Below are 23,918 nucleotides of genomic sequence, written 5' to 3' on the forward strand. Positions count from 1 at the left end.
GCCCCGAGACTCCTACTCTGCCCTGGTTTGCGCCGATCGGCCACACCGTGCCCACAATGGGCCGGAGGAGGTCGATGCGGATGACCGCCACACGCCGGACCGGCCCGGCCCCGCCACCGGAGCGGACCACGTGCCGGGTGGCGTACGCGGTGCGCGGCGAGGCCGTGGTGCGGCGGGCCGAGGTGACGCTGCTGCCCGGGTACTCCCAGGAGTCCGACATCCCCCGGATCCTGGCCGCCCGCCTCACCGGGCGGCCGGCGGACGCCGAACTGATCACCGTCCTGGGGCTGCGTCCAGGCTGAGGTCCGGATCTCCCGCAGGGCCTGGCGACCTTCCGCCACCCTGACGACTGGTCAGATTTGAGCTTTTCCCGCCACCTCTACACCCATCCTGACCTGGCCCTTTGCGTCCGGTGAGCGAACAGTTATCAAAAGTTTGTTCCGATACTCGGGCGTAGAAGTTACGTTTCACCGCAATGCGCGGATCTGTCCCCCACCCTCCGGCGCGACGAGCCGAGGGTCATGCCGCGCTGGAAAGGCACAGGGCACCCTTGATGAGTGCGAAGACCACCAAGCCGGCGGTAACCGACGCGGCTCCCGACCGGTCGGGCCCGATCGGACACGGCGGCGACGGCCACCTGAAGGCCGGGCTCAAGAACCGCCACCTGTCGATGATCGCCATCGGCGGCGTGATCGGCGCCGGCCTGTTCGTCGGCTCCGGAGCGGGCATCGCGTCCACCGGCCCGGGCATCCTGCTCTCCTACACCCTGGCCGGCGTGCTGGTCGTGCTGGTGATGCGGATGCTCGGCGAAATGGCGGCGGCCGACCCGCAGAGCGGCTCCTTCTCGGCCTACGCGGACCGCGCGCTGGGCCGCTGGGCCGGGTTCACCATCGGCTGGCTGTACTGGTTCTTCTGGGTCGTCGTGCTCGCGGTCGAGGCGACCGCCGGCGCCAAGATCCTCAACAACTGGGTGCCGGGCGTGCCGCAGTGGGGCTGGGCGCTGATCGTGATGGCGGTGCTGACCGCCACCAACCTGTTCTCGGTCGCCTCCTACGGCGAGTTCGAGTTCTGGTTCGCCGGCATCAAGGTGGTCGCGATCGCCGCGTTCCTGGTGATCGGCACCCTCGCCGCCTTCGGCGCGCTGCCGAGCACCCACGCGGTCGGCACCAGCAACCTGACCGGCCACGGCGGCTTCCTGCCGCACGGGGTGGGCGCGGTGTTCACCGGCATGCTCACCGTGGTCTTCGCCTTCATGGGCAGCGAGATCGTCACCCTGGCCGCCGGCGAGTCCGAGGACCCGGAGAAGGCGGTCAGCAAGGCCACCAACAGTGTGATCTGGCGCATCGGCGTGTTCTACCTGGGCTCGATCCTGCTCGTGGTGACCCTCCTGCCCTGGGACTCCGCCGAGGTCAAGGCCAGCCCGTACGTGGCCGTGCTGGATCACGTGGGCATCCCGCACGCCGGCCAGGTGATGGACGTGATAGTGCTGACGGCCGTGCTCTCCTGCCTCAACTCCGGGATGTACACCGCCTCCCGGATGGCCTTCTCGCTCGGCCAGCGCGGCGATGCCCCGAAGGCCTTCGCGACCGTGACCTCGCGCGGCGTGCCGCGGGTGGCCATCCTGTCCTCGGTGGTCTTCGGCTTCATCGCCGTCTTCTTCAACTACGCCTACCCGGACACCGTGTTCGCCTTCCTGCTCAACTCCTCCGGGGCGGTCGCGCTGTTCGTCTGGCTGGTGATCTGCTTCTCCCAGCTGCGGATGCGCAAGATCATCGAGCGCGAGATGCCCGAGCGGCTGACCGTCCGGATGTGGCTGTACCCCTATCTCACCTGGGTCGCCATCGGCATGATCGGCTTCGTCGTGGCGTACATGTTCACCGACGCCGACGGGCGCAAGCAGATGTACCTGTCGCTGGTCGCCGCGGTGATCGTGGTCGCGGCCTCGGCCGTGGTCGGCCGACGGCGGCGGGCGGCGGTCGCGGCGCAGTCCTGACCCGTCCAGGCCGCGCCGGAAACGCCGGGCCCGGGAGCCGTTGCGGAGGCTCCCGGGCCCGGTTGCTGTTTGCGAGGCTCCTGGGCGGCTCAGCCGGTGCAGCCGGGCACGGAGCCGGAGGGGGCGCGGTTGTTCGGGGTGTTGCCGCTGATGGTGCGGAAGAGGTCGGACACCTGACCGCCGCCTCCGTAGACGCCACCGCCCGTGTCCCCCGCGCTGCTGTTGCCGGTGATCCGACTATGGACGATCCTCGTCCGACCGTCGTTGAGCAGGCCGCCACCGCTGTTGCGGGTGCGCCGGTCGGCGGCTCCCCGCCGGGGCGGCCCAAGACGTGCTGGATCAGTCACGCTGCGCCGAAGCCGGCGCCGCGAACGTGTGAGCCCGCCCACAAGGGGTTTCGCATCTACGGCCCTGGATAGTGGACAGGCCGGGCGCACCGGCCGTCCCGCCGCCCCGGCCGCGCCCGAGCCTCGCCCGGCACCGCCGCGTCCGACCTGAAGAACGCAGGCCACCGGCCCTCGCGCGCTCGCGTTCCGCTATTGCCGCTCGCTTGTGACCCGCAGGCATGCAATTCGGGCAAATCACCTCAAATCGCCCACCATGCCCGGCCGCGCCCTCCTTACAGCCACTACCCGGCGTAGTAGCGAACCCCTTTGCCACCCGTCCTCGGCCCTGCCAAGAATGGCCCGTCGCCAGGCAGCGCCGGCCGGCCCGTCCGCCGTGCGCAGCTCGCCCGCCCCGCCGTCACCGTCGGGGCGCCACGGCCGTCCCGGACGGCCGCGCGGGCCCCGCTCACCCGGAGCCCACGCGATGCCACCGCCGCCCAGTGCCACCGGCACGGCCCCCGACGGAAAAGGATCGTCCGCTTCATGCAGCTCAGCCATGCCCGCCGCAACTCCCTGATCACCGGCGTCGCCACCCTCGTGGTCGCGAGCGCCGCCACGGCCGCCCTCGCCATCCCGCAGACCGCGCACAACGCCGAGGCCACGGCCCCGGTGGCCGCCGTCGTGGCGGACGGCAAGCCGGCCGCCGACCAGGCCCAGGCTGACACCGCTGCCGCTGCCCAGCAGGCCGCCCAGGAGGCCCAGGCCAAGGCCAAGGCCGAGGCGGACGCCGCCGCCCAGGCGCAGGCCCAGGCGCAGGCCCAGGCCCAGGCCGAAGCCGAGGCGAAGGCCCAGGCGGACGCCAAGGCCCAGGCCGACGCCGCCGCCTCCCGCTCCCAGCAGCGCCAGAACCTCAACAGCTACTCCGGAACCCCGCAGCAGATCGCCGCACAGATCGTGCCGGCCGGCCAGCTGCAGTGCTTCAGCAACATCGTCTTCCGCGAGAGCAGCTGGAACCCGATGGCCGTCAACGCCTCTTCCGGCGCCTACGGACTGGTCCAGGCGCTGCCCGGCTCCAAGATGGCCTCGGCCGGCGCCGACTGGCGCACCAATCCGGCCACCCAGATCAAGTGGGGCCTGGACTACATGAACAGCCGCTACGGCAGCCCCTGCGCCGCCTGGTCGTTCTGGCAGGCCCACCACTGGTACTGAGCCGACCCCCGCTCGGCACCCCCGGCCCGCGACGCGCACCCCGCGACGCGGGCCGTGCCGCGTTGCCGGTCGGCGTGTGCACGCCCAGAAGGCGGCGTGAAGATATGGCGTACGGTCGTACGATTTGCCACCAATTGCCCTGAGTTACGCACCGTCAGAGCTTTGCCACGGTTCGCGCGCCCTCTTACGCTCCGGCGTCATGCCCTCACCCCTGATCAGCGTCGTGCTCCCCGCCTACGACCAGCACGGACAGCTCGCCGACTGCCTGGACTCGCTGCTCGCCCAGACCCTGGCGGACGTCGAGGTGATCGTGGTCGCCGACCGCTCCCCCGAGACCCCGGGCGGGCTCGCCGACGCGTATGCGGCGCAGCACCCGCGGGTGTCGGCGCTGCACCTGAACGCGGCGGTCGGGGTCGGGGTGGCCCGGAACGCGGGCGCGGCGCGGGCCGCCGGCGAGTACCTGCTGTTCCTCGACGCCGACCACCTGCTGCCCCGGGACGCCCTCCAGACGCTCGCCGACCGGCTCAAGCAGACCGGCCCGGTGGACGTGCTGCTGTTCGGCCACTCCCGGCGCCACAACGACCGCGACTGGCCCGGCGGCGCCGAGGCGCTGCTCGCCGAGACCGGCCCCGAGGTGTTCGCCCCCTTCGACCAGCCCGCGCTGTTCGGCGCGCCGCCGCTGATCTGGGACCGGCTGATCCGCCGCGACCACTGGGAGGAGCTGAAGCTCGCCTTCCCCGACGGCAGGTACGAGGAGGTCCCGGTCGTCCACGCGGCGTTGCTCGGCGCGCGGAAGGCCGCCGTACTGCCGCGCGAGTGCGTCCAGCTGCGCCGCCGGGAGACCGTCCACCCGGCCGGCGGCCCGGGCAGCGGCGTCTTCGACCTGTTCGACCAGTACGAGCGCAGCTTCGCCCTGCTGGAGGACCAGCCGCACCTGTACGCCGTGCGCGACGCCCTGTTCGTCCGGATGATCCGGCACTACCTGTTCGTCTTCGACCTCGCCGGCTGCGTCTCCCGCGCCGAGCGCCCGCAGTTCTTCCACCGGGCCGCCGAGCACCACCGCCGCTTCCAGCCCCCGGGCCACCGCAAGCCGGGCGGGCGCGAGGGGATCAAGTTCTCGCTGCTGGCCGGCGGCGCCTACCCGGCCTTCGAGGTCGCCAAGCTCTCGCACATCGCGCGCGGCACCATCACCGGGCGGAAGTAGCCGACCTCAGACGTGCGCGGTGCCGCCGTCCGCGGCCATCGCGGCGGCGATCCGGCGGGCGCGCTCGGCCCACACCTCGGCGGGCAGCGGCGGCAGCACGTCCATCCACAGCGGCAGGGTGGAACCGCGCAGCTGCGTCAGGCCCGCAGGCCGGGCGATCAGCCACAGGTGCAGGTGCGCGCCGCCGTCACCCCAGCGGTTCACGTGGACCCGGCCGATGCCGCCGAGCGACAGCACCGCGCGCTCGACGCGCTGCAGCATCGGGCCGAGCCGGGCGGACAGCTCGGGCGGCAGGTCCAGCAGGTCGTGGTGGGCGCGGGGCTGGAGCAGCAGGGCGGCGGGCAGGCCGCTCGGCGCGTCGGCGCCGCTCAGACGCCAGTGCTCGTCGGTCCAGAGGAAGTCGGAGTCCGGCCGGGCGCACTGCTTGCAGCTCTCCGGTCCGTCCTCACCATAGCGGGGCGGCTCGGGCAGGACGGGCGGCTGCAGCACCCGGACCGTCAGCTCGCCCTCGTACGGGAAGATGTCCCAGGACGGCGCGCCGTCCGTCGGGACCGGCGGGCGCTCACCAATCGGCAGGCGGGCGAGGTAGGCGTCGGGGCCGGCCGGGTCCGCGGCCGTGGAGTCGTTGATCACGTCCGCAGAGAGTGCCACATGACACCCCGTCGGCGGTACCCCCGTCGTGCCCGGTACCCGTCCGACGCCCGGGCTGCGATCATCGGCGGAGCCGCTGCCGCACCGCCCCGGAGGTCCCTGGTGAGCCGTCCGTCCGCCGTCCCCGGGGCCGCGCTGGCCCGTGAGCTGGCCGCCGTGCTGAGCGGGGAGGTCCGTTTCGGCGCCGCCGAGCGGACCGTCTACAGCCACGACGCCTCCAACTACCGGCAGTTGCCGCTCGGCGTGGTCAAGCCCGCCGACCTGGACGACGTGCGCACGACGCTGGCGCTCTGCCGCGAGCACCGGGTGCCGGTGGTGCCGCGCGGGGCGGGGACCAGCATCGGCGGGCAGGCGATCGGCCCGGGCGCGGTGGTGCTGGACTTCCGCCGCCACCTCGGCTCGGTGCTGGAGATCGACCCGCAGGCCCGCACCGCGCGCGTTCAGCCCGGCACCGTACTGGACGACCTCCAGCGCGCCGCCAGGCCGTACGGGCTGCGCTTCGGCCCGGACCCGTCCACCCACAGCCGCTGCACGATCGGCGGCATGATCGGCAACGACTCCTGCGGCTCCCACTCGCTCGCCTGGGGGCGCACCGCGGACAACGTCGAGCGGCTGGAGCTGCTGCTCGCGGACGGCACCGAGCTGACCGTCGGCGGCCGGCTGGACCCGGGGGAGCGCGCGGCACTGCGCACCCTGCCCGGCCGGGCGGGCCAACTCCACACGCAACTCCAGGAGTTCACCGACCGCAACCTCGCCACCATCCGGCAGGGCATGCCGCAGCTGCCGCGCCGCACCTCCGGCTACCCACTGGACGCGCTGCTGCCCGAGCAGGGCCACGACCTGGCCCGGGCGCTGACCGGCACCGAGGGCACCTGCGCGCTGCTGCTCGGCGCCACCGTCCGCCTCGTCGAGGACCCGCCGGCACGCGCCCTGGTGGTGGCCGGCTACCCCGACGAGGGCGCCGCCGCCGACGCCGTCCCGGCGCTGCTGCCGCTGGCCCCGCTGACCGCCGAGGGCATGGCGGCCGACCTGATCGCCGCGCTGCTCGCCGCCGGCCCACGCCCGCCCGCGCTGGACCGACTGCCCGCGGGCGAGTGCTGGCTGTTCCTGGAGACCGGCGGCGCCACGGCGCTGGAGGCCTACCAGGCCGCCCGCCGGCTCGCCGACGCGGTGCGCCGGGAGCCCTCCGCCACCGTCGCCCTGGTCACCGACCCCGTCGAGCAGCGCCAGCTGTGGGCGGTCCGGGAGGCGGGCGCCGGGATCGTCACCCGGCTGCCGGGAGGCGGCGAGGCCTGGCCCGGCTGGGAGGACTCCGCCGTCTCGCCCGAGCGGCTCGGCGACTACCTGCGGGACCTGCGCGCCCTGCTGCGCCGGCACAGCCTGCGCGGCGTCCCGTACGGGCACTTCGGCGACGGCTGCGTGCACCTGCGGATCGACTTCCCGCTGGACGAGCCCCAAGGGGTGCTGGCGTTCCGGGAGTTCCTGGAGCAGGCGGCGGATCTGGTGGTGTCGTACGGCGGTTCGCTCTCCGGCGAGCACGGCGACGGGCAGGCCCGCTCCGAGTTGCTGCCGCGCATGTACCCACCCGAGGTCATCGACCTGTTCGGCGAGTTCAAGCGGATCTGGGATCCGGAGAACCTGCTCAACCCGGGCGCGCTGGTGGACCCGCGCCCGCTCGACGCCGACCTGCGTTTCGTCACCGCCCCGCGCCGCCCGCTGCCGCTGGCCCTGCCGTACGAGCAGGACGACGGGAGCCTGGCCAAGGCGGTGCACCGCTGCGTGGGCGTCGCCAAGTGCGTGGACCCGACCACCGGGGTGATGTGCCCGAGCTACATGGCCACCGGCGAGGAGCGGCACTCCACCCGGGGCCGGGCACGGCTGCTGGCCGAGATGCTGCGCGGCGAAGCGATCCCGGACGGCTGGCGCTCGGCGGAGGTCCGGGAGGCGCTGGACCTCTGCCTGAGCTGCAAGGGCTGCGCCAGCGACTGCCCGGTGCACGTCGACATGGCGACCTACAAGACCGAGTTCCTGTACCAGCACTACCGGCACCGGCCTCGTCCGCTCGCGCACTACTCGATGGGCTGGCTGCCGCTGTGGCTGCGGGCGGTGGCGCTCGCGCCCGCGGCGGCGAACTCCCTGGTCCGCTCCCCGGCCGGCGCCCTGCTCAAGGGGCTCGGCGGGATCGACCGGCGCCGGGTGCTGCCGGTCTTCCCGCCGGAGACCTTCACCCGCTGGTACCGGCGCCGCCGCGCCGCCCACCCGGCCCCGGCGGGCGCCCGGCCGGTGCTGCTGTGGCCGGACACCTTCTCGAACCACCTGCAGCCGAACGTGCTGCGCTCGGCCGTCGAGGTGCTGGAGCACCTGGGCTTCGACGTCCGGCTGCCCGACGGCCCGGTCTGCTGCGGCCTCACCTGGTACTCCACCGGCCAGCTCGGCACCGCCCGACGGGTGTTGCGGCGCAGCCTGCGCACACTGGCGGACGCCGGGATCCCGGCCGACACCCCCGTGGTCGGCCTGGACCCCAGCTGCACCGCCACCCTGCGCGAGGACCTGCCCCGCCTGCTCGGCGCGGACGGCCGCCCGCTCGCCGAACGCACCCGCACCTTCGCCGAGTTCATCGACGAGTACGCCCCCGACACCCCGCTCCCCCGGATCCCGCTGGACGCCGTCACCCAGACCCACTGTCACCAGCACGCGGTGCTCGGCAGCGCCGCGGACCGCCGGGTCGAGGCCCGACTGGGCCTGCACAACCGGGTGCTGGACTCAGGCTGCTGCGGGCTGGCGGGCAACTTCGGCTTCGAGAGCGGGCACTTCGAGGTGTCCGAGGCGATCGCCGAGCGGGTCCTGCTGCCGGAGGTCCGGGCGGCCGGGCCGGAGACGGTGGTACTGGCGGACGGCTTCAGCTGCCGCACCCAGATCGCCCAACTCGCCGACGGCCGACGGGCCCTGCACCTGGCGGAGCTGATCGCCCGGGCCCTGTGAGTGACTAGGCGTGCTCGGCGAGGAAGGCCCCGGCGTGCGCCGCGGCCTCCTCCCGGGTCGGGTGACCGTTGGCCGCCGCACCGGTCACCCCGTCGGCGCCGACGGCCGTCCAGCGCCAGTCCTCGGCGGCCTCATCCCGCAGCAACTCAACGGTGCCGCCGAACAGTTCGAGCGATCCCGGTCGGGCCGCCGGGCGGCTGACGGCCTCCGGCCACTTCTTCCGGGCGCCCTGCCGGGTGATGCCCCAGGCGGCGCCGAGCTGTTCGTAGCTGGCACCGTAGGATCCGGCGGTGGCGGCCGCGATCGCGGTGAGCCGCTTGACCTCGGCGTCCACCAGCTTCCAGGCGGAGAGCACGGACAGGGCGACCTCGGCCGGGTCCGCGTGCCACATCCGCGCCTCGGGCAGCCCGGTCGCCCGAGAGCGCACGGCGACAGCGAGGGGGGTGAGCGCATCGAGGAGGGCTTTGGCCAGCTCCGTCTGCTCCTCATGGGTGATCTCCATGGCAGTCATGATGACAACCTTAGTTGCCGATGGCGCTTTCGACAACCAAAGTTACCGCCTGGATCGATCCGAATCGAGCGACGAGCCCGAGTCCCGGCGCTCGGGCGCGAACGGAGTCCCGGAGGAGAGCGCCCGATAGCCCACCACCAGCGCCTCCCCCAGGAAGCCGACGCCGATCGACAGCTGCACCGGCCGGGCGTCCGCGGCCAGGCCGTTGTGCTCGGCGAGCATCGCGAAGCCCATCATCGCCACCAGCGAGACCGCCGCCATCAGGAAGGTCCAGCCGGTGTAGCGCTGCCACAGCACCCCCTCGCGCTCGTAGACCCGGATGGTGGCGCCGCGGACCGCCCCGAACGCGGTGCCGAGCGCGGCGCCCGCACCCACCCAGACGTAGTCCCCCGGGCCGAGGCCGTGGTGCTGCGACAGCGCCCACAGGCCGAGGCCGGTGAGCACCACCGGCGGCCCGAAGAGCTCCCGGGCGTTCAGCGGTTCACCGCGCAGTCGCCGGACCAGGACCACCACGACCACCGCCGCGATCAGCCCCACGTGCACCCAGTTGTTCATTCCCGCTCCCCGAATTTTTATAGCCTGACCGTGCTAAATAACCAATTTAGCTCGCCCGTGCTATAACGGCAACATGCCGAAGATCGTCGACCCCGTGGAACGCCGCCAGGCCGTCGCGGACGCCGTCCTGCGCGTCGCGGCCAGAGAGGGCCTGGAGCACGCCTCACTGCGCAACGTCGCCGACGAAGCGGGACTCGCGATCGGCTCGGTGCGGCACTACTTCGCCGGCAGCTCCGAGCTGATGATCTTCGCGATGCGGGAGCTGGCCCGCCGGATCGACGCCCGCATCCGCACCCACGCCCGCACCCTGCTCGACCCGGATCAGCCCCCCGGCACCGACCGGCGCGAACAGACCGTGCGGCTGCTCGCCGAGACCCTCCCGCTGGACGCCGAGCGCCGGGAGGAGTCCGCGCTCTGGCTCTCCTTCGTCACCGCCGCCCGCACCCGGCCCGAACTACGGCCCCGCGCCGCCGAGTTGCAGACCGGCCTGGACGCGCTGGTCCGGCACGTCCTGGTCGAGATCGAACGCGCCGGCGGCCTGGCCCCCGGCCTCGACCTCGACATCGAGACCCGCCGCCTCTCCGCCCTGCTGGACGGCCTCACCCTGCAGGCCGTCCAGCACCCCGACCTGGTCGGGCCGGACGAACTGCGCACGGTGCTCCGTCGCCACCTGGAGACCCTGGCCGAGTCCTGACACCGCGCCAACGCTCTTGACACAACGGCGCGACGACCTTCACCGTTCCTGGGCAGTGAGCAGCAATGATCCTGCGCACCGGCACGCCCCGAACGGTCTTGAGCGCACTCGTCCCCGGCGTACTCGACCCCGTGGGGCGACACGCATCCCGTGCCATGCAAGCAGTTGCTACGCGCTTGAGCTGACGGCCGGAACCATGTGGCTGCGGCCCCCACCCAAGCGGGTGCGGGGGCCGCGTCAGCCGTGCCTTGGCCGGGTCAGGCCTGCAACGCCTCCTTCTTGGGCGGCTCCTCCGCGCACACCGCCGCCACGAACTCCGCGAGCCGCGCCTGCGGCAGCCCGCGCGCGATGTCCGCCTCGCTGATCATGCCGACCAGTTTGTGCTCCGGGTGGTTGATCACCGGCAGCCGGCGGACCTGGTACTGCTCCATCACGCGCAGCACCTGCTCGCAGTCCTCGTCCGCCTCCACCGTCATCGGGCGCCCCAGCGCCAGGTCGCCCGCCGTCACCTGCGCCGGATCGCGCCCCTCCGCGACGCAGCGCAGCACGATGTCGCGGTCGGTCACGATCCCCAGCAGCTTGTCGTTCTCCCCGCAGATGGGCAGTGCGCCCACATGCCGTTCCCGCATGATCCGGGCGGCGGCCGCGAGCGTCTCGTGCTCGCGGATGCACTCCGCGCCCGGGTGCATGATGTCGCTGGCTCTGGTCATGGTCCGCCTCCTGACCTGGCTTGCTCCCTCTCGTCCATCCTGGTCCGGGCCGATGGCGCACGCCACCGGGCACCCGTCAGGACGCCGCCTTCGGCTCCGTGCGCTCCTCCGCCCCGTCCTGACCGTCCGGCTCCGCCGGGCCACCCTCCAGGTCCGCGCTCTTCAGCGGTGAGTGGGACAACAGCTCCTCCAGCGGCGGGAGTTCGTGCGTGGCCGGTTCGCGGCCGAGCTCCGCCTCCGGGACCTCGCCGCTCTCCACCGCCTGCTCCGCGGACTTCGCGGCGGCGGCGACCGCGGCGGCCGCCAGCAGATCGCGCTGCTGGGACTCCGTCGCGCTGTCCAGGAACCGCAGCAGCTCCACCGGGAACGGCAGCACCAGCGTCGAGTTCTTCTCCGCCGCCACCTCCACCACGGTCTGCAGCAGCCGCAGTTGCAGGGCCGCCGGGGTCGCGCTCATCACCGCGGCCGCCTCCGACAGCCGGGCCGAGGCCTGGTACTCGCCGTCCGCCGTGATGATCCGGGCCCGCCGCTCGCGCTCGGCCTCCGCCTGGCGCGCGATCGAGCGCTTCATCGACTCCGGCAGCGCGACGTCCTTGATCTCCACCCGGTCGATCTGGATGCCCCAGCCGAGCGCCGGGCTGTCGATCATCAACTCCAGCCCCTGGTTGATCGGTTCGCGGTTGGCCAGCAGGTCGTCCAGCTCGCTCTTGCCGATGATCGACCGCAGCGAGGTCTGCGCGACCTGGGAGATCGCGAAGTTGTAGTCCTGCACGTTGACCGTCGCCTTCACCGGGTCCAGCACCCGGAAGTAGACCACCGCGTCGACCCGCACGGTCACGTTGTCCCGGGTGATGCCCTCCTGCGCCGGGATCGGCATCGTGATGATCTGCACGTTCACCCGGCGCAGCCGGTCCGCGACCGGTATCAGCGCGACCAGCCCCGGCTGGCGGATCTCCTCGCGCACTCGCCCGAAGCGGAACACCACGCCCTTCTGGAACTGCTGGACCACCCGGATGCTCAGGCCCGCCCAGACCGCCCCCAGCCCGACCAGCCCCCCGAGCGCCCCCAGCACCGCATCGACGATCATCGCGGCCTCCTCGCGGCCTCAGCGCACACCGGCGCGTCCGGCCACCGCCGACCCGGCCCGGCCGGGGGCCACCGGAGCAACTGATTCCACGCTACGCCTGCCCGGCTGACGCCGGACCGAACGTCCTGCAGACCCCTCGGACCGGAGACCCTAGGATCGGGCCATGCCGCAGTCCCCCGCCGACGACCCCGGCCACCCCCGCCACCCCGCCGAGGCCGCCGCCCGGACCGCCGGACTCACCGCGCTGGACCGCGTCGTCACCGGCTGCCGGGCCTGCCCCCGCCTGGTCGAATGGCGCGAGGAGACCGCCCGCACCAAACGCCGCGCCTACCAGGACTGGGACTACTGGGGCCGCCCCATCCCCGGCTTCGGCCCGCCCGACGCCCCGCTCGTCCTGGTCGGCCTCGCCCCCGCCGCCCACGGCGCCAACCGCACCGGCCGGATCTTCACCGGCGACCCCTCCGGTGACCTTCTCTACGCCGCCCTCTACGACCTCGGGCTCGCCAACCGCCCCGAGTCCGTCCGCTACGGCGACGGCCTGGAACTGTACGGCGTACGGATCACCGACCCGGTCCGCTGTGCCCCGCCCGGCAACAAGCCCAGCACCGCCGAACGCGACACCTGCCGCCCCTGGATCACCCGCGAACTGCAACTGCTGCGCCCCACCGTACGAACCGTCGTCGCCCTCGGCGGCTTCGCCTGGCAGGCCATGCTCCCGGTGATCGCCGACGCCGGCTGGCAGGTCCCCCGCCCCCGCCCGGCCTTCGGCCACGCCGCCCAGGTCACCCTCCCCGCCCGTGACGGCGGCCCCGACCTGCGGCTCTACGGCTGCTACCACGTGAGCCCGCGCAACACCAACACCGGCCGCCTGACCACGGCGATGCTCCGTGAGCTGCTCCGGGACGCGGCCCGCTCGGCGGGGCTCAGCCCCCGGTAGCCCACCCCGACACCGCGGCCGGTCCGGCCGCACCCAAGGGACGGGCCCTACCCGAACCGCGCCAGCTTCCGCTTCCCCGCCGGCGCCCACACCTCCGCCAGCCGGCCGCGCGCGGCCTCCGCCGCCGCGAGCTGGCGGGCGTACAGGGCGCCGTAGCCGAAGGGCTCGCCACCCGCGTCCGGCTGGGCGGCGAGGGCCGCGGCGGCGACCACCGCGTCCTGGTGCTCGCCCAGGACCTCCTGGACGGCCTTCATCCGCTCCGCGTACAGCTCGGCCGCCGGGCCGACCACAGGGACGGCGGCCTCGCCGGCGTAGCGGGCCCGTTTGGCGGACTTGCGGGCCTCGTGCAGCGCCCGGTCGCGGTCCTGCGGGTCGGCGGTGAGGGCGGCGTGGACCCGCTCGGCCGTCCGGCGCTGCTCGCGGGCCGCGACCCGGGACAGCTCGGGGACGGCCGCACGGGCCGCACGCCGCCGCAGCGGCGGGTCGGCGAGCAGGGCGGTCAGGGCCTCGGCCAGAGCGCGGCGACGGGGGCTGTCCAGGGCCGCGACCACCTCGGGCCGGACCCGGCGGTACTCGGTCTCGCCCCACCGCTCCAGCGCGCCCGCGACCCGCTCCGGGCCGCACTCGGCCGGCAGCTCGCGGGCCTGAGCGGCCAGCCGCTCGGCGAGCACCTCGCAGTCCCGGGCGCGGCCCAGGGCGGCGCCCAGCCAGCGCAGGTCGGCGACGACACCGTCGGTGGTGCCGGGGGCGAGGAGCCGGCGGAAGGTCCGCAGGGCGCTGCGCAGCCGCCGGCAGGCGACCCTCATCCGGTGGACCGCGTCGGGCTCGTCCGCCCGGACGGCCTCGTCCAGTCCGGCCAGCACCACGGCCTGGGCCTCGATGCGGTCGAGCAGCACCTGTCCCACCGTGGTTGCGGGCCTCGCCATGTGCGTCCACCCCCTCGTCGGGCTCTCCGGGATCGCCTTCCAGGCTAGTCGCGCGACGGCCGCCGTCGACCCCGCTCGGGCCGCTGAGGGGACGTCATGGGAGCGCGAACGACCACGCGCCCTCGTGCCGGGCGTCAGTGCCATGGCATACTCCCGAGCGTGACGACCTCCACCCATGCGACCAGGGCCCTGCGGGCCGCGGTGTTCACCGCGCTCGCCGTGCCGATGGCCGCGTTGGGCCAGGTGGTCATCACCGGCCGCCCGCTGCCGCTCTCGCTGGTGGCCACGGCGAGCGTCGTCGTCTTCCTGGTCGCGGCCGCGCTGGCCGGCGGGGAGCGGCGGCTGCTGCACATCTCCGGTGTGATGGTGCCGGTCGAGCTGCTGCTCAACACCACCTTCAACCTGGGCCAGACCGGCTGTGGGCCGGTCCTGTCCGAACACGTGTCCGCGCGCGGGGTGAACCTGCTGGTCTGCGGCGGCGGTTCGGTGGACGGCTCGCTGCTGGGCGGCCCGCTGGGCCACGCCGGGCAGTTGGCGCCCGCCGCGACCCAGCTGCTGCTCCTGGTGGTGCACCTGGCGATCGCGCTGGCCGCCTCGGCCTGGCTGCGGCTGGGCGACGCGGCGCTGTCGGGCCTGGCCCGGGCGCTGCGCGCGCTGCGCCAGTCGCTGACCCGCCCGCTGCGGGCGCTGATCGTCCTGCTGCTCCCCGCCCCGGCGCGCCCGGTGCTGCGGGTGCCGCTGCCGGTGTCGGACCGCAAGCGGCCGCGCCGCGAGGACGTGGTGCTGAGCCCGGCGCCCCGGCGCGGTCCGCCCTCCTTCGCGCCTGCCTGCTGACCCGGTCACGTACCGAGGTTCCGTCCCGTACATCCCGTACGCCCGCAGGCAGTGCGCACGACTCCCGCGTTCACCGACCCCGCCGCACCCGTGTGTGCGGCTCCCCGCGCGCACCCGCGCGCCGCGTACAGGAGTTGACCTCCCCATGGCTCAGGACCCCGGCAAGAAGCAGGCCAAGCGCATCAGCGCCCGTGAGCGGATCCAGGAGGCACAGCGCCGCGAGCAGCAGGCGGCCAAGCGCCGTCAGCGGATCGTCGTGACCGTCTCCGCCGTCGTCGTCCTCGCCCTCGCGGGCGGTGTCGCGCTCGCGGTCAGCACGGGCTCGAAGAAGGATGACAAGGCCTCCGCGGCCTCCTCCGCTGCCCCGCTGGTCGTCCCGGCCAACGCCTCCGGCCCGGACGGCACGGTGATCACCTACGGCAAGGCCGACGCCCCGCACACCATGGAGGTGTACGAGGACTTCCGCTGCCCGGTCTGCAAGCACTTCGAGGCGGCGAACGGCCAGACCGTCAAGGAGATCACCCAGGAGGGCCAGATCAAGGTGGAGTTCCACCTGGCCGCCTTCCTCGACAAGAACCTCGGCGGCAAGGGCTCGCGCACCGCGCTGGCGGCGGCCGGCGCCGCGCTGAACGAGGGCGTGGACAAGTTCAAGGCGTTCCACGACGTGCTGTACGCCAACCAGCCGGACGAGCGCGAGGACGGCTTCGGCGACGTCAACCACATCCTCGACCTGGCCGGCCAGGTGCCCGGGCTGAAGACGGACGCCTTCGTGAAGGCCGTCACCGACAAGACCTACGCGCCGTGGGCGGCGAAGGTCGCCGACGCGTTCAACGACAGCGGGGTGACCGGCACTCCGACGGTCAAGGTGGACGGCAAGCCGATCAACCTGTTCGCCGGCAACGCCACCGCGACTCCGGAGCAGTTCACCGCGCAGGTCAAGCAGGCCGCCGGCCTCCAGTAGGCCGTACCGCACCGCACGGCACCACCGGCCCGGCCGAAGTCCCGGCCGGGCCGGCCCCTCCAAGCCAGCCACCGGAGTGTGCTGCCATGACCGCCGCGACCACCATGCACCTGCCCCAACCCGCCCCCGACGCCGCCGGCCGAGCCACGATCGGCGCGAGCCGGGCCTTCGCGATCCTGCTGTTCCTCGGCGGGCTGATCGGGCTGGCCGCCTCAGCCGTCCTGACCTTCGACAAGCTCCGCATCCTGGAGAACCCGTCCTACGTCCCCAGCTGCAACATCAACCCGGTGATCAGCTGCGGTTCGGTGATGCGCACCGAGCAGGCCTCGGTGTTCGGCTTCCCCAACCCGCTGCTCGGCCTGGCGGCCTTCGGCGCGCTGACGGCGATCGGCGCGGGGCTGCTGGCCGGTGCCGCGTACCGGCGCTGGTTCTGGCTGGGCCTGCACGGCGGGACGGCACTGGGCGTCGTGTTCACGCACTGGCTGATCGACCAGGCGCTGTACGACATCGGCGCGCTGTGCCCGTACTGCATGGTGGTGTGGGCGACGGTGGTGGCGCTGTTCTGGTACACCACCCTGCACAACCTGCGGACGGGCGTGATCCCGGTCGGGCCGAGGATGCGGGCGGTCGTCCGGGAGGCGGCGCGCTACCACTGGGCGCTGCCGGTGCTGTGGGCGGCGGTGATCGCGCTGCTGGTCCTCAACCGGTTCTGGTACTACTGGAGCACCCTGGTCTGACCCAGGTCTCCGTCATCGCGCCTCCTGAGCCGACTGCCGTCCATCGCGGCCACTCCGCCGCAATTCCGGTTCCGCCGAAGGTGGTTCGTATCTGATCCGCCCGATCGGGGCCCTCATCCGAAGACGGCCCGCCGGAAGGCGTTGCGCAGGTCGGTGAGCGGCTGGGTGGTCCGGTCGTAGTGCACCTTGTTGGTGAGCAGCAGCGCCCAGCGGCCGAGCCGCCGGGAGACCCAGATGCCGGTGCCGGTGAAGCCGTAGTGGACGAAGGTGCCCTCGGCGGGTTCGGTGCCGGGGGCGTACAGCCAGGACAGCCCGCGGGCGGGGGCGAGGCCGCCGGTCTGCTCGCGCAGCGATTCGGTGATCCACGGTTCGCCCCAGGGCAGTTGGGGCGGCGGGGCGAGCAGGGCGGTGAGGAAGCGGGCGAGGTCGCCGGCGGTGGAGAAGGCCCCGGCGTTGCCGGAGACCCCGCCGAGCAGCCGGGCGGAGGGGTCGTGCACCACCCCGCGCAGATGGGCGCCGACCGACTCCTCGTACTCGGTGGGCGCGGTACGGGCGGTCGCCGCACTGTCGAGCGGGCCGTACCGGGTGTCGGCCATGCCCAGCGGCCGCCAGACCCAGCGCGTGGCGAGTCGGTCCAGCGGCGCGCCGCCGAGGTCCTCGACCAGGTAGGTGAGCAGCACGGCGGCGCGGTCGGTGTACTCGACGGCGGCGCCCGGTTCGCGGTGCAGCGGGGCGGCGATCACCCCGGCCCGGATCGCCGCGAGGTCCCGCCCGTAGCGCCGCTCGAAGCGGGTGTACGGGAGCATTCCTGCGGTGTGCGCGAGGAGTTGACGCACCGTCACGATTCCGGACGGGTGCCCCGCGGCGGGCTGCCACCAGCGGCCGAGCGGTTCGTCCAGCGGCAGCCGCCCGGACTGCCGCAGCACGCCCGCGCAGGGCCAGAGCGCGACGATCTTGGTGAGGCTGGCGAGGTCGTACAGCGTGTCCGACCCGGGTACGAGCTCCGCGTACGGGCCTTGCCCGAGCACACCGTGGCTGCCGCCGCCCAGCGTGCCGCCGGCATCACCGACGGCCCAGACGGCGCCCGCGCCCACGGTGCGCACGCCGTCCCGGAGCAGTCGGTCCAGCTCCCCGCCGGGCCCGGCCAGCGCGGAGAGCCGTTCGGCATCGGGCGGTCGGTGGCTCACCACGGGTGTCTACCCGGCACGGCGGCCGCTCAGACCGCCTCGATGAGCTCCTTGCCGAGACAGACGTTCAGCGCGTGGTCCTTGTAGATGCCGAACTTCCGGATCGCGGCGTAGCCCTCGGACTCGTACAGCGCGATGGCCTCGGGCTGCTCGGTGCCGGTCTCCAGGATGAAGCGGGTGCGCCCGGCCTCGACGGCGGTCCGCTCCAGGCGGCGCAGCACCGCCCGGGCCAGGCCGCGGCCGCGGGCCTCGGGTATCACGAACATCCGCTTCAGCTCGGCGTCGCCGTCGCGCAGCCCGTCCGGGCCGGCCTGCTTGGCCCGCCAGCCGCCGCAGGCGACCGGGCGGCCGTCCAGGTAGGCGATCATGAACAGTCCGGCCGGTGCCTCGAAGTCCTCGGGGTGCATCAGGGTGTCGTCCGGCTCGCCGTAGCGGCGGACGTACTCCTGCTGCACCTCCGCCGACAGGGCCTGGGCGTCGGGGTGGGCGTAACCGGTGACGCGGAACTCGACGGTGCCGGTGCCCTTGGTGGCGGTGCTCTCCATGGGTGAAAAGCCTACGACCCCGCTTCAGTGGCCCTCGAACCGGGCGAGCAGCTCGGTCCTGCCGAACATCGCGGCGGCCTCGGCGGCGGAGGGGTAGCCGGCCTTCGGGTCGGCGCCGCCGGCCAGCAGGGCGTCCACGACGTCCGCGGCGCCCTTGAAGACGGCTCCGGCCAGCGGGGTCTGGCCCTTGTCGTTGGCACGGTTCGGGTCGGCGCCGCGCGCGAGCAACGCCTCGACGGTGGCGGTGTGGCCGTGGTACGCGGCGAGCATGACCAGGGTGTCGCCGCTGCCGTTGGTGAGGTCCGCGGAGACGCCCGCGTCGACCGCGGCGGTCAGGGTGTCGGTGTCTCCGGCCCTGGCGGCGTCGAAGAGCTTCCCGGCGAGCGCGATCACCTCGGCGTCGGGGGCATCGGTCATGGCGGGCTGCCTTTCCTGGGAACTGGCGAGGGAGCGGTGCGTACCGCACCGTATCGGCCGACGCGAACCCGGGCCAGCCGGTGTCCGGATTCCGGATGACGGCGGCACCGGTGGGACACGCGGCCGCGCGGGTTGCGCAGCCGTTCGAGCGAACTTCCCGGAGCCCCCGGAAACCTCCCGCCCACTGCCCGGGAATGCCTCCCGCACCGAATCCGTGCGACACAAGGCCCCCACCCCGGCCGGTTCGCATACCCCCATCCGTTCTCCCGGGCGGCATTGAACGGCAGAACCACCCGTTTGCACCGTTCCATCAGCTATTACTTTTTGTCACGATTAGGGCACTTTAAGTAACACTGTCCCCGCCCCCTCCCCGAGGAGCAGAACGTGATCCTCAATGTCTCCGCGCTCGTCCTGTTCGGCACCGTCGCCTTTCTGTTTTTCCGCAGAGACGGCCTGAAGATGTCACACGCCATCGTCTGCGCCCTCTTCGGCTTCTACATCGCCGGTTCCTCGATCGCCCCGAGCATCACAGCGGGCGGCGCCAGCCTGGCGAGCCTGCTCGGCGGCATCAAGTTCTAGGACCGCCACTCCCCGTACGGGCCCGGGCGCGGATCCCACCGCCCCGGGCCCCGTCGTACCCGAGCAGTCCCCCTCACCCCACCCGTCCCACTCGCCCGGGGAGTCACGGAATGCCGCTCCACCGCCATCTCACCAAGGGCCGCGAGATCGCCCGAACCGCCGGGGACCACGCCTCCGACATGTTCGCCCCGCTCGCCGTGATCGGCCGGGGCCTGCGTCACCACGCCGACTGGGCCAGGACCCGCTGGCAGGCCACCCCGCAGGAGCGCCGCGGCCCGACCCTGTTCCTGACCGCCGCGACGCTGATCGGCATCTACCTGCTGCCGCACGGCCTGCTGTTCGCACTGATCGCCCTGATGGCCAGCTCCGCCTGGGCCGGTCGGCCCCCCAAAGCCGCTCCCGCCCCGCCCGCGCCCGACGTCGCCGACATCAAGCTGAGCGCCCTCTACTCGGCGCTCACCCCGTACCTGTGCGGGCCCGAGGACGCCAACCCGCTGTACCACTTCGAGGGAAGCTACAAGAGCGCCTTCAGCTCCTGGGAATTCGACGGCGAGGGCCGGCTCTCCCGGCTGGAGCTGAGCTACCCGGCGTACTTCACCGACACCGAGCCGGCCGCCCGGGCTCGGATCGAGCAGGTCGTCCAGGGCAAAGCCGGGCGGGCCCGGGAGTACCGCTTCGACTGGGACGAGGAGTCCAACCGGCTGCGCATCGCCGCGATGGCGCCGCTGGCCACCGACATCGTCGCCCAGCGCTTCGTGGCCGCCCCGGGCGAGATCGTGCTCGGCTTCACCGACGAGGACGGCACCGCCCGCACCATCCCGGTCAGCCAGGGCGGCACCACCGCCCAGCAGCCGCCGGTGGTCTGGCGCACCGGCCCGCGCTCCTCCGAGCCGCACCTGCTGGCCCTCGGGGTCGCCGGCTACGGCACCTCCAGCCTGCTGCGCTCGCTCGCGCTCCAGGCCCTCCCGTACGCCGACCTGGTGGTGATCGACGGCGCCGGCACCGGGGAGCACGCCTGTCTGGTGAACCGGCCCGGAGTGCACACCGTGGAGACCAGCCTGCACGGCGCGCTGGCCGCGCTGGAGTGGGCCGCCAGGGAGACCGACCGCCGGCTCGCCGCACTGAACGCCGCCCGGCACGCCGGGACCGCCCCGCCGGAGGACGCCACCCGGCCGCTGTGGCTGTTGCTGGACCACCCGACCGAGCTGAGCGAACTCGCCCACGCCGAGGGCCGCCCCGACCCGCAGGACCTGCTGGAGCTGCCGCTGCGGCACGGCCGGGCCGCCCGGGTCACCGTGGTGATCGCCGACGACATCGAGGCCCGGGACCGGCTCACCCCGACCGTCCGGGCCACCACCCGGGCCCGGGTGGTGCTCGGCCCGGCCGGGCCCGAGGAGAGCCACGCCGCACTCGGCGCACCGCTGGACATCGTGCCCGCCGCGCACGCCCCGGCCGGCCGCGGCTACGCCCGGATCGGCAACGGCGCCCCGGTCCGGCTCCAGGTGCCCGCCACCGTCGACCCGCTGGACGACGAGGCCCCGCCGCAGCTGCGGGACGCGGTGATCGCCCTGCTGCCGCACCGCGACAGCCGGACCGAGGCCGCCCCGGACACGCCGCCCCGCCCGGAGCACCCGCCGGTGGTCCCGGCCGACGACGCGCCCGAAGCCCACCCGGTCCGCCCGGTCCACCCGGTCGACCTCGGCAAGACCGAGCCGATGATCCGTTCCCGACCGATCTCCTGAACACGGGGAAGAGGGGTCGGCGACGGCCGTCGATTCCCGTCCCGGTACGCTCGACACGGAAAGGCCGACCGATCACCAGATGTGAGATAGGTGACACCTGGAGTGATATCACCGGCCAGATGTGACAAATCGGGCGCTGGTGGGTACAAACAGGGGCGGCACGACAGACGACGCATGTCCCGGGACGGGAATCTTCGTCGGAAGCCGAGCGTTGACCGAACGACGAAGAACAGCGACCACTAGTCCTGTGGGCCATAAGCCCGGGAGGCACGATTCATGAGCGAGCGAGCTCTCCGCGGCACGCGACTCGGGGCCACTAGCTACGAGACCGACCGTGGTATCGATCTGGCTCCCCGCCAGACCGTCGAGTACGCATGTCAGAACGGACACCGTTTCGAGGTTCCTTTCTCGGTCGAGGCGGAGATCCCCGCGACCTGGGAATGCCGCTTCTGTGGGCAGGAGGCGGCACTTCTCGACGGTGACGAGCCGGAGGAGAAGAAGGTCAAGCCCACGCGCACCCATTGGGACATGCTGATGGAGCGCCGGACGCGCGAGGAGCTGGAGGAGGTGCTGGCCGAGCGGCTGGCCGTGCTCCGCTCCGGCGGGATGAACCTCGCGGTGCACCCGCGGGACACCCGTAAGAGCGCCTGACACACCTCTCTCCCGCCGCTGGGCGGGAGGACGCGAAAAGGGACCCTGGTCACCAGGGTCCCTTTCGCTCACCAGGGTCCCTTTCGCATTGTCCGGAGCGGTACGGGCCCGCAACGGCAGGGGCCTTGGAACGGCAACGGGCCGCCCGGTCGGGCGGCCCGTGTCGGTCCGTGCGGCTCGGCCGGCTCAGCCGGTGATCGGCGGGCGGTAGCCGGTGTCCGGGCCCTGCGGGCCGCGCGGGCCGGCCTCCGGCTCGACCACCTCGCCCTGGATCACCTTGCCGTCCGGGCGGTGGATGCGCATCTGCTCCTGCAGCCGCATCGCGTCCGCGAACGGGTCGGCGCCGACGGTGGAGGTGCTGCGCAGCGCCTTGTCCCCGATCCGGCGCCCGGCGGCCCGCCACAGCGCCCGGGTGGGCGGGAACAGCAGGGTCAGGGCGACCAGGTCCGACAGGAAGCCCGGGATGATCAGCAGCAGCCCGGCCAGCACGGTCATGCTGGTGCCGGTCTGCGGCTGCTGGGACTGCGGGTTCTTGCCCTGTTCGATGGCCGCCGACAGCGCCTTCATCCCGGCCCGCTTGATCAGCGAGCCGCCGATCACCCCGCCGGCGATGAGCAGCAGCAGGACGGCGAAGCCGCCCAGCCACGAGCCCACCAGGACCAGCAGCCAGATCTCCAGCACCAGCCAGGCGGTGATCAGCAGCGGCAGCACCCGTCGGAGCCTGCCACGCGGGGCCGGACGGGTGGGGGTAGCTTGCTGGGTCACGGTACGAATCCACTCCAAGCGGTGCTCTGCGCGCCGCACGGGAGGTCCGTGCCGGCTACGGCACCACCCGGTCCAACGATTCCCCGGCGACGGGTGTTCCGGCGGCGGCCTTCTTGCGACGGCCGACCAGCACGGCGGCGCCGCAGGCCAGCAGGCCTCCGATCGCCAGCGTCCACTCCGGGGCGGCGCCGACCTCGTCGGCCACCGTGGTGCCGTCACGAAGCGGGACGGTCGCGGACAGCTCGGCCGGGGTCAGCTCCTGGGTGCGCTGCTCGACCGTGCCGTCCGGGGCGATCACCGCGCTGATGCCGCTGGTGGCGGCGATCAGGACGGCCCGGCCGTGCTCGACCGCGCGCAGCCGGCTCATCGCGAGCTGCTGCTCGGGCTGGCCGGTCTCGGCGTAGGTCGCGTTGTTGGTCTGCACCACCAGGACGCGAGCGCCGCTGTCCACGGTGTCCCGGACGATCTCGTCGTAGGCCACCTCGAAACAGATCACGTCGCCGATCTTCGCCGGGCCGAGCTGCATCACGCCGTTGTGGTCGCCCGGGTAGAAGTCGCGGGCGACCCGCTGGAGGCGGGTGATCACCTTCATCAGCTGGGCGCGGAAGGGCACGTACTCGCCGAAGGGGACGGGGTGCTGCTTGGTGTAGGAGGCGCCGGGGCCGGTGACCGGGTCCCAGACGATGCCCTCGTTCTGGACGTGCTGGGCGTCCGGGCCGTCGACCAGGGTGCCGACCAGGGTGGGCACGCCGACGGCCTGGACCGCCTCGTCGATGCGCTGGCGGGCCAGCGGGTCGCTGAACGGGTCCAGGTCGGAGGAGTTCTCCGGCCAGATCACGACGTCGGGGCGCGGGAGCTTGCCGGCCCGGATGTCGGCGGCCAGGCGTTCGGTGGCCGAGGCGTGGTTGTTGAGGACCATCATCGGGCGGCCGAGGAAGTCCATGCCCGGGTTGGGCACGTTGCCCTGGACGATGGCGACCTTGACGGTGTCGTTCGCGGCGGTCGGCACCGGCACGAGGTAGCCGGCCAGCAGCGCGGCCACCGCGCCGAGCGCCGCCAGCGCGGCCGCCCTGGGGGCCTTGCGCGGCCCGCGCAGGCGCAGCGCGGCCCAGGCCAGCAGGGCGCCGGAGAGGGCGACGGCGAAGGTCACCAGTGGCGCGCCGCCGATCGCTGCCAGCGGGGTGTACGGGGTGGCGGTGTTGGCGAAGGCGAGCCGGCCCCAGGGGAAGCCGCCGAGCGGCAGCCGGTCGCGCGCCCACTCCTGGGTGATCCACAGGCAGGCCGCCCAGAGCGGCCAGCCGGGCAGCCGGGAGGTGAGCGCCAGCGCGCCGCCGAGCAGGGCCAGGAACAGCGCCTCGACGACGGACAGGCCGACCGTGGCGTCCCAGCCGACCACCCGCAGCCAGCTGAGCAGCATCAGGAAGAACGGCAGGCCGAAGGCGAAGCCCGTCCACAGGCCCTGGCGGAAGGTGCGGCCGCGGGTGAGCAGCGAGAGCGCGGCGACGCCGAGCAGCGACAGCGGCCAGAGGTCGTAGGGCGGGAAGGCGAGCGCGAGCAGCAGGCCGGCGAGTGCGGCGAGGCCGGTCCGGGGCAGCCCGGCGCGGACCTTGGCGAGCGCGCGGGCGGCGCGGCCGGGCCTGCCGGGTGTGGGGGCCGGTTCCTGCGGCTCCGGAGCGGTCCCGGACCGCTCCTGGGTGACGGGAATGGCCACCGGC

Annotated in this window: 24 protein-coding genes; 13 read left to right on the plus strand and 11 right to left on the minus strand. The window is 73.5% G+C overall.

The window, feature by feature from the left end; genetic code table 11:
• Positions 1 to 80 precede the first annotated feature (80 nt).
• From ACZ3UD_RS11345 to ACZ3UD_RS11360, 4 genes are all read left to right on the plus strand, one after another.
• The gene (locus ACZ3UD_RS11345) at positions 81 to 302 is read left to right on the plus strand and encodes a hypothetical protein (protein WP_465585252.1); all 222 of its coding nucleotides are present in this window, start codon (positions 81 to 83) and stop codon (positions 300 to 302) included.
• 251 nt (positions 303 to 553) lie between these two features.
• Positions 554 to 1,993 (plus strand): amino acid permease, encoded by a 1,440-nt coding sequence (locus tag ACZ3UD_RS11350; protein ID WP_465585254.1) that lies wholly within the window; start codon positions 554 to 556, stop codon positions 1,991 to 1,993.
• Between the two features lie 869 nt (positions 1,994 to 2,862).
• Entirely contained in the window at positions 2,863 to 3,528 is a 666-nt protein-coding gene (locus ACZ3UD_RS11355; protein ID WP_465585256.1) for an aggregation-promoting factor C-terminal-like domain-containing protein, read from the plus strand.
• A gap of 199 nt (positions 3,529 to 3,727) precedes the next feature.
• Entirely contained in the window at positions 3,728 to 4,732 is a 1,005-nt protein-coding gene (locus ACZ3UD_RS11360) for a glycosyltransferase family 2 protein (RefSeq protein ID WP_465585257.1), read from the plus strand.
• A gap of 6 nt (positions 4,733 to 4,738) precedes the next feature.
• On the opposite strand, the gene ACZ3UD_RS11365 is transcribed toward ACZ3UD_RS11360, so the two are convergent.
• Positions 4,739 to 5,383, minus strand: a complete 645-nt coding sequence (locus ACZ3UD_RS11365) for an HIT family protein (RefSeq protein WP_465585259.1) — start codon at positions 5,381 to 5,383, stop codon at positions 4,739 to 4,741.
• 102 nt (positions 5,384 to 5,485) lie between these two features.
• On the opposite strand from ACZ3UD_RS11365, the gene ACZ3UD_RS11370 reads away from it, so the two are divergent.
• Positions 5,486 to 8,365, plus strand: coding sequence for an FAD-binding and (Fe-S)-binding domain-containing protein (locus tag ACZ3UD_RS11370; protein WP_465585261.1), 2,880 nt, complete (start codon positions 5,486 to 5,488; stop codon positions 8,363 to 8,365).
• Positions 8,366 to 8,369: 4 nt separating this feature from the next.
• Here the strand turns inward: ACZ3UD_RS11370 and ACZ3UD_RS11375 are convergent, their stop codons facing one another.
• Both ACZ3UD_RS11375 and ACZ3UD_RS11380 read right to left on the minus strand, forming a co-directional pair.
• On the minus strand, positions 8,370 to 8,867 hold the full coding sequence (locus tag ACZ3UD_RS11375; RefSeq protein ID WP_465585263.1) for a hypothetical protein: 498 nt from the start codon (positions 8,865 to 8,867) through the stop codon (positions 8,370 to 8,372).
• 51 nt (positions 8,868 to 8,918) lie between these two features.
• Positions 8,919 to 9,431: a DUF1453 domain-containing protein gene (locus ACZ3UD_RS11380; RefSeq protein WP_465585265.1), complete on the minus strand. Its 513-nt coding sequence runs from the start codon at positions 9,429 to 9,431 to the stop codon at positions 8,919 to 8,921.
• A 73-nt stretch (positions 9,432 to 9,504) separates the two neighbouring features.
• On the opposite strand from ACZ3UD_RS11380, the gene ACZ3UD_RS11385 reads away from it, so the two are divergent.
• Positions 9,505 to 10,125 carry a TetR/AcrR family transcriptional regulator gene (locus ACZ3UD_RS11385; protein WP_465585267.1) on the plus strand — a complete coding sequence of 207 codons (621 nt, stop codon included), beginning with the start codon at positions 9,505 to 9,507 and terminating at the stop codon, positions 10,123 to 10,125.
• A gap of 257 nt (positions 10,126 to 10,382) precedes the next feature.
• On the opposite strand, the gene ACZ3UD_RS11390 is transcribed toward ACZ3UD_RS11385, so the two are convergent.
• Both ACZ3UD_RS11390 and ACZ3UD_RS11395 read right to left on the minus strand, forming a co-directional pair.
• Positions 10,383 to 10,835, minus strand: a complete 453-nt coding sequence (locus ACZ3UD_RS11390; RefSeq protein WP_465585269.1) for a CBS domain-containing protein — start codon at positions 10,833 to 10,835, stop codon at positions 10,383 to 10,385.
• 76 nt (positions 10,836 to 10,911) lie between these two features.
• Positions 10,912 to 11,922 (minus strand): slipin family protein, encoded by a 1,011-nt coding sequence (locus ACZ3UD_RS11395; RefSeq protein WP_465585275.1) that lies wholly within the window; start codon positions 11,920 to 11,922, stop codon positions 10,912 to 10,914.
• A 163-nt stretch (positions 11,923 to 12,085) separates the two neighbouring features.
• Here ACZ3UD_RS11395 and ACZ3UD_RS11400 point away from each other — a divergent pair, with 163 nt between their 5' ends.
• On the plus strand, positions 12,086 to 12,859 hold the full coding sequence (locus ACZ3UD_RS11400) for a uracil-DNA glycosylase (protein WP_465585277.1): 774 nt from the start codon (positions 12,086 to 12,088) through the stop codon (positions 12,857 to 12,859).
• A gap of 47 nt (positions 12,860 to 12,906) precedes the next feature.
• Here ACZ3UD_RS11400 and ACZ3UD_RS11405 read toward each other — a convergent pair whose 3' ends face one another.
• The gene (locus tag ACZ3UD_RS11405) at positions 12,907 to 13,785 is read right to left on the minus strand and encodes a CHAD domain-containing protein (RefSeq protein WP_465585279.1); all 879 of its coding nucleotides are present in this window, start codon (positions 13,783 to 13,785) and stop codon (positions 12,907 to 12,909) included.
• A 159-nt stretch (positions 13,786 to 13,944) separates the two neighbouring features.
• On the opposite strand from ACZ3UD_RS11405, the gene ACZ3UD_RS11410 reads away from it, so the two are divergent.
• The 3 genes from ACZ3UD_RS11410 (at position 13,945) to ACZ3UD_RS11420 (ending at position 16,317) form a co-directional block, all read left to right on the plus strand.
• Entirely contained in the window at positions 13,945 to 14,619 is a 675-nt protein-coding gene (locus tag ACZ3UD_RS11410; protein ID WP_465585281.1) for a hypothetical protein, read from the plus strand.
• A 145-nt stretch (positions 14,620 to 14,764) separates the two neighbouring features.
• On the plus strand, positions 14,765 to 15,580 hold the full coding sequence (locus ACZ3UD_RS11415; protein ID WP_465585283.1) for a DsbA family protein: 816 nt from the start codon (positions 14,765 to 14,767) through the stop codon (positions 15,578 to 15,580).
• An 86-nt stretch (positions 15,581 to 15,666) separates the two neighbouring features.
• Positions 15,667 to 16,317 carry a vitamin K epoxide reductase family protein gene (locus tag ACZ3UD_RS11420; RefSeq protein ID WP_465585285.1) on the plus strand — a complete coding sequence of 217 codons (651 nt, stop codon included), beginning with the start codon at positions 15,667 to 15,669 and terminating at the stop codon, positions 16,315 to 16,317.
• Between the two features lie 113 nt (positions 16,318 to 16,430).
• On the opposite strand, the gene ACZ3UD_RS11425 is transcribed toward ACZ3UD_RS11420, so the two are convergent.
• From ACZ3UD_RS11425 to ACZ3UD_RS11435, 3 genes are read right to left on the minus strand one after another with little or no spacing between them, the layout of a single operon-like run.
• On the minus strand, positions 16,431 to 17,504 hold the full coding sequence (locus ACZ3UD_RS11425; protein WP_465585287.1) for a serine hydrolase domain-containing protein: 1,074 nt from the start codon (positions 17,502 to 17,504) through the stop codon (positions 16,431 to 16,433).
• Between the two features lie 29 nt (positions 17,505 to 17,533).
• Positions 17,534 to 18,049, minus strand: a complete 516-nt coding sequence (locus ACZ3UD_RS11430; RefSeq protein WP_465585289.1) for a GNAT family N-acetyltransferase — start codon at positions 18,047 to 18,049, stop codon at positions 17,534 to 17,536.
• A gap of 24 nt (positions 18,050 to 18,073) precedes the next feature.
• Positions 18,074 to 18,466: an ankyrin repeat domain-containing protein gene (locus ACZ3UD_RS11435; protein WP_465585290.1), complete on the minus strand. Its 393-nt coding sequence runs from the start codon at positions 18,464 to 18,466 to the stop codon at positions 18,074 to 18,076.
• Positions 18,467 to 18,850: 384 nt separating this feature from the next.
• Here ACZ3UD_RS11435 and ACZ3UD_RS11440 point away from each other — a divergent pair, with 384 nt between their 5' ends.
• The 3 genes from ACZ3UD_RS11440 to ACZ3UD_RS11450 all read left to right on the plus strand — a co-directional run bounded on the left by ACZ3UD_RS11440 (position 18,851) and on the right by ACZ3UD_RS11450 (position 21,438).
• Entirely contained in the window at positions 18,851 to 19,045 is a 195-nt protein-coding gene (locus tag ACZ3UD_RS11440) for a hypothetical protein (protein WP_355669189.1), read from the plus strand.
• 110 nt (positions 19,046 to 19,155) lie between these two features.
• The gene (locus ACZ3UD_RS11445; RefSeq protein ID WP_465585291.1) at positions 19,156 to 20,787 is read left to right on the plus strand and encodes a hypothetical protein; all 1,632 of its coding nucleotides are present in this window, start codon (positions 19,156 to 19,158) and stop codon (positions 20,785 to 20,787) included.
• Positions 20,788 to 21,063: 276 nt separating this feature from the next.
• Complete coding sequence (locus tag ACZ3UD_RS11450) at positions 21,064 to 21,438, plus strand: RNA polymerase-binding protein RbpA (protein ID WP_355365562.1); 375 nt, start codon at positions 21,064 to 21,066, stop codon at positions 21,436 to 21,438.
• 186 nt (positions 21,439 to 21,624) lie between these two features.
• Here the strand turns inward: ACZ3UD_RS11450 and fxsA are convergent, their stop codons facing one another.
• Positions 21,625 to 22,203 (minus strand): FxsA family membrane protein, encoded by a 579-nt coding sequence (gene fxsA / locus ACZ3UD_RS11455; RefSeq protein ID WP_465585292.1) that lies wholly within the window; start codon positions 22,201 to 22,203, stop codon positions 21,625 to 21,627.
• 55 nt (positions 22,204 to 22,258) lie between these two features.
• Positions 22,259 to 23,914, minus strand: a complete 1,656-nt coding sequence (lnt, locus tag ACZ3UD_RS11460; RefSeq protein WP_465585293.1) for an apolipoprotein N-acyltransferase — start codon at positions 23,912 to 23,914, stop codon at positions 22,259 to 22,261.
• Positions 23,915 to 23,918 lie beyond the last annotated feature (4 nt).

The sequence above is a fragment of the Kitasatospora sp. NPDC023118 genome (assembly GCF_055560875.1).